The sequence below is a fragment of the Phaeovulum sp. genome, assembly GCF_030684035.1.
GTDB lineage: Bacteria > Pseudomonadota > Alphaproteobacteria > Rhodobacterales > Rhodobacteraceae > UBA6213.
The window spans coordinates 1-4,590 of record NZ_JAUXPI010000056.1 but is presented as its reverse complement, the minus strand read 5'-3'; the positions used below and the strand labels follow the sequence as shown (position 1 = coordinate 4,590).

Annotated in this window: 4 protein-coding genes and 1 tRNA gene; 1 reads left to right on the top strand and 4 read right to left on the bottom strand. The window is 65.3% G+C overall.

Annotated elements, in window-relative coordinates; all coding sequences use genetic code 11:
• Nucleotides 1–112: 112 nt before the first annotated feature.
• The 4 genes from Q8J98_RS12650 to Q8J98_RS12635 all read right to left on the bottom strand — a co-directional run bounded on the left by Q8J98_RS12650 (nucleotide 113) and on the right by Q8J98_RS12635 (nucleotide 1,882).
• Nucleotides 113–775: a glyceraldehyde 3-phosphate dehydrogenase NAD-binding domain-containing protein gene (locus Q8J98_RS12650; RefSeq protein WP_370868088.1), complete on the bottom strand. Its 663-nt coding sequence runs from the start codon at nucleotides 773–775 to the stop codon at nucleotides 113–115.
• A 17-nt stretch (nucleotides 776–792) separates the two neighbouring features.
• Nucleotides 793–869: transfer RNA gene (locus Q8J98_RS12645), tRNA-Arg, on the bottom strand.
• A gap of 43 nt (nucleotides 870–912) precedes the next feature.
• Nucleotides 913–1,371 (bottom strand): GNAT family N-acetyltransferase, encoded by a 459-nt coding sequence (locus Q8J98_RS12640; protein ID WP_305294671.1) that lies wholly within the window; start codon nucleotides 1,369–1,371, stop codon nucleotides 913–915.
• Between the two features lie 199 nt (nucleotides 1,372–1,570).
• Nucleotides 1,571–1,882: an ETC complex I subunit gene (locus Q8J98_RS12635; RefSeq protein WP_305184083.1), complete on the bottom strand. Its 312-nt coding sequence runs from the start codon at nucleotides 1,880–1,882 to the stop codon at nucleotides 1,571–1,573.
• Nucleotides 1,883–2,220: 338 nt separating this feature from the next.
• On the opposite strand from Q8J98_RS12635, the gene uvrB reads away from it, so the two are divergent.
• Nucleotides 2,221–4,404, top strand: a complete 2,184-nt coding sequence (gene uvrB, locus Q8J98_RS12630) for an excinuclease ABC subunit UvrB (RefSeq protein ID WP_305294670.1) — start codon at nucleotides 2,221–2,223, stop codon at nucleotides 4,402–4,404.
• Nucleotides 4,405–4,590: the final 186 nt, after the last annotated feature.

Sequence of the window (4,590 nt, the reverse complement as noted above, 5' to 3'; positions counted from 1 at the left end):
AGTTCAGGGTCCAGGTCTTGCAACCCAAACCTCTACCGAAGATTGGCGATGGCCGCCCAGCGGAACCCCGGCCGCGCGCTGCGCTACGCCGGAGGCTCCGCGCGCGGCCTCATCATACACCACCACCCGGGACGCTACCCCGCTCAGCCGAGGTGGTGGTCGGCACCATGCTCAGCGCCGCCGCCCGGCTGCGGGCAAAATCGCCGCCCGGCGCATCGACCGTGGGCTGGCTGCCGGTATAGCAGTGAACCGTCGTCATCGAGCCGGTAACGATGCCCCAGCCCTCGTCCAAGAGCCGCACCAGCGGTGCCAGCGCATTGGTGGTGCAGGAGGCGTTCGAGATGATCCTCTGGCCGCCAAGCACCGCCTCGTTGGCCCCCAGCACCACGGTAACCTCTGCCGCCGCCGATGGCCCCGACACCAGCACCCGCGCCGCCCCGGCACGAAGCCCGGCAGCGGCGAATGCGGTGCTGTCCGCGCGCCCGGTGCATTCCATCACCAGATCGACGCCCGCAAGATCCAGCGCCGATATGTCGGCAACGCGGAACAGCGGCAACGCCCACCCGTTCACCACCAGCGCCCCGCCCTGCAGCGACACTTCGCCCGGAAACGGCCCGAAAACACTGTCGTATTGCATCAGATAAGCGCAGATCTCGGGTGCCGCGATATCGTTGATGCCGCAGATCTCCAGCCCCGGCCAGCGCCCCGGTGCCAGCGCCCAGGCCCGCAGCACCGACCGCCCGATCCGCCCGAACCCGTTGATGAAGACCCGCATCCTGCCCCCTGAATATCTGGCGATCCCGGCAGGACTCGAACCCGCAACATCCTGATTAGAAGTCAGGTGCTCTATCCAGTTGAGCTACGGGACCGCGCCCGACCTTTTCCTATGGCCGGGTGCCGCGCGCAAGCCCCTCAGAGCGCGCGCGTCATGAAGCTGCTCATCGGGTCGGGGCGATAGCCCTCGAACGGCCCGCATTCCGCAAAGCCCGCTCGCGCATAAAGCGCCCGCGCGGCGGCAAAACTCGGCTGCGCCCCGGTCTCGAGGCTGAGCCGGGCGAACCCCGCCGCCTTCGCCTCGGCCAGCAAGTGCGCGAGCATCTGCCGCGCCAACCCCCGCCCCCGCGCCTCGTGCAGAATGTGCATCGACTTGATCTCGGCGTGCTGGGCGTCGATCCGCTTCAGCGCACCCATGCCCAGCGCCGCGCCACCCTCGCGCATCACGAAAAAGCTGATCCCCGGCACGGCCAGCGCCCCGGCAGGCAGCATGTGGATGCTTTCGGGCGGCGTGTCGGCATGCATGGCGTCGCGGTGGCGCGCGTGCAGCAGGGCAAGGTCGGGTGCCAGCGGGCTTTCGCGCGAAATGGTGATCATCTTGCCTCAGCGGAAACGGGGTCGCGGGTGGGCGGGCGCGGCGCGCTCCGCGGGGGGTATTTTTGCAATGAAGACGCGGCAAGGGGAAGAAGTTGCTTCGGTACCGCTGGCAGATAGCGAGGCGCGGGCCGCGCGATGGATCGGGGCGGGGCGAAAAGCCAGCCAGTTTCGCGGTGGAGCGCGCAAACACGGCTGGCGGTCAATGCGTCCAGACGGTGCGGCGCGCGGTGGCGAAGTTGTCGCCATAGCCGCCGGGGCGGATCGTCGGCTTGCGCTTGTGCGGCTCTGCCACTGTGGCTTCGATGCCGTTTGCCTCGGCATAAGCCTCGGCGGCCTCGCGGCTTTCGAACTTCAGCCGCACCTGCGCCTGGGTATCGCCCGAACCGGTCCAGCCCATCAGGGGGTCGATCTCGCGCGCCTCGGCGGGGGCATATTCCAGCACCCAGACCCTGGTTTTCGCGGACCCCGATTGCATGGCGTTCCGGGCAGGCTGATAGATCCGCGCGCGCATGGCGTAACTCCCGTCAAATCCGTTGGCCCGTTATCGTGAAGCGCCGCGAAAAGTGCAAGCCCCAAGCTCCGCGCAGGGCGGGGCTGCGACGCAATGGCAGAGGCTGCTGCCGACCGTGCGGGGGAGCGAGGGGTGGGGGTGGTGCAACGGTCGGCAGCCATTGCTGCTTGCCCGCATACCATAAGGCCGAGGCCGGGCGCTGGCAAGATAATATTGCTGCAAGTCTTTGTGTTTGTTGATAAAATTGAGCAGGCTGCTTAACCTATTCCTAACCTCTCCCATAACCCCTTGCATGTGAACAAAAACAGATCAAATCTGAGGGGCGCGATGAGGATGCCATGCCCCATAACACCACCAATGCCCCCGCCCCCCGCCCCGAGGTTCTGACCCGACCCAAGCTGGAAGGCGGGCGGCGCTTTGTGATGCACACCGATTACACCGCGGCAGGCGACCAGCCGACCGCGATTGCCGAGATTGCCGCCGCGATCGAGGCAGGCGAGCGCAATCAGGTTCTGCTCGGTGCCACCGGCACCGGCAAGACCTTCACCATGGCGCGGGTGATCGAGGAAACCCAGCGCCCCGCCATCATCCTTGCCCCGAACAAGACCCTTGCCGCGCAATTATACGGCGAATTCAAGAACTTCTTCCCGGAAAACTCGGTGGAATATTTCGTTTCCTACTACGATTACTACCAGCCCGAAGCCTATGTCGCCCGCACCGACACCTACATAGAGAAGGAAAGCCAGATCAACGAGCAGATCGACCGCATGCGCCATTCGGCGACGCGGGCGCTACTGGAACGTGACGATGTCATCATCGTCGCCTCGGTTTCCTGCATCTACGGCATCGGCTCGGTCGAAACCTATTCCGCGATGACCCAGGATCTGGTGGTCGGCCAGCTTTACGAGCAGCGCAAGTTCATCGCCGAGCTTGTAGCACAAGCCTACAAACGGCTCGACGCCGCCTTCGCGCGCGGCGCCTTCCGGGTCAAGGGCGACACCGTGGACCTTTGGCCCGCCCACCTTGAAGACCGCGCCTGGCGGTTTTCCTTCTTCGGCGAAGAGTTGGAAAGCATCACCGAATTCGACCCGCTGACCGGCGCAAAGACCGACACATTCGAGAAGATCCGCATCTACGCCAACAGCCACTACGTCACCCCCCGCCCGACGCTGCGCCAAGCGATCAAGGGCATCAAGGCCGAACTGGCGCTGCGGCTGGCGCAACTCACCGGCGAGGGCAAGCTGCTGGAGGCGCAGCGGCTGGAACAGCGCTGCAACTTCGATCTGGAAATGCTGGAAGCGACCGGCGTCTGCGCCGGCATCGAGAACTACAGCCGCTACCTCACCGGCCGCGCCCCCGGCGAGCCGCCGCCGACGCTGTTCGAGTTCATCCCCGACCACGCCATTGTCTTTGCCGATGAAAGCCATGTTTCGGTGCCGCAGATCGGCGGCATGTACAAGGGCGACTTCCGCCGCAAGTTCACCCTTGCCGAGCACGGCTTCCGCCTGCCCTCCTGCATGGACAACCGGCCGCTGAAATTCGAGGAATGGGATGCGATGCGGCCGCAATCGGTGTTCGTTTCCGCCACCCCGGCGGCGTGGGAAATGGCGCAGGCGGGCGGGGTCTTCACCGAACAGGTGATCCGCCCCACCGGGCTTGTCGATCCCGAGGTGGAAATCCGCCCGGTCGAGAGCCAGGTCGATGACCTTCTGGATGAAATCCGCCGGGTCGCGGCGCGCGGGTTGCGGGTGCTGGTCACCACCTTGACCAAGCGCATGGCCGAAGATCTGACCGAATACCTGCACGAACAGGGCATCCGGGTGCGCTACATGCATTCCGACATCGACACCATCGAGCGGATCGAGATTCTGCGCGACCTGCGGCTGGGGGCGTATGACGTGCTGGTGGGCATCAACCTCTTGCGCGAGGGATTGGACATTCCCGAATGCGGGCTGGTGGCGATTCTCGATGCCGACAAGGAAGGCTTCCTGCGCTCGGAAACCTCACTGATCCAGACCATCGGGCGGGCCGCGCGCAACGTCGAAGGCCGCGTCATCATGTATGCCGACCGCATCACCGGCTCCATGGAGCGCGCCATCCTTGAGACCGACCGCCGCCGCGCCCGGCAGGTGGCCTACAACGTCGAACACGACATCACCCCGCAGACCATCCGCAAGAACATCGATGATGTGATGTCGGGCCAGTTCAAGGGCGATACCGACATGGCCCGCGTGACCGCCCGCGTTGACCGCCCGCTGCTGGGGGCAAACCTCGCCGCCCACCTCGACGCAATGCGCGTGGCAATGCGCAAGGCCGCCGAGAATCTGGAGTTCGAAGAGGCCGCAAGGCTGAGGGATGAGGTGCGGCGGCTGGAGGCGGTGGAATTGGCAGTGTCCGATGACCCGCTGGCAAGGCAGAGCGAAGTGGAAGCGGCTGCGGAAAAGGCGGTGAAGCGGGGAGGCAGATCGACGGGCGGAAGGCCGGGGATGCATGGGGGGAAGAGGGGCGGGAGGGGGAGGTGAGGGGGGCATCTCGATTTAGCCAACAATTCCGATATTCAACCCCAATTTAAGGAACGTCTGATTAACGGCTTCGGCTTCGCCGAGATGGCCGTCTGAGCGTCGCTGGGGCACCTTTTTCGGGCAAATGGCATCGATTTTGCGGTTTCGGAGCCGCATCCGCGGCGGCGCGCCCGCTTTCGGGCAGAC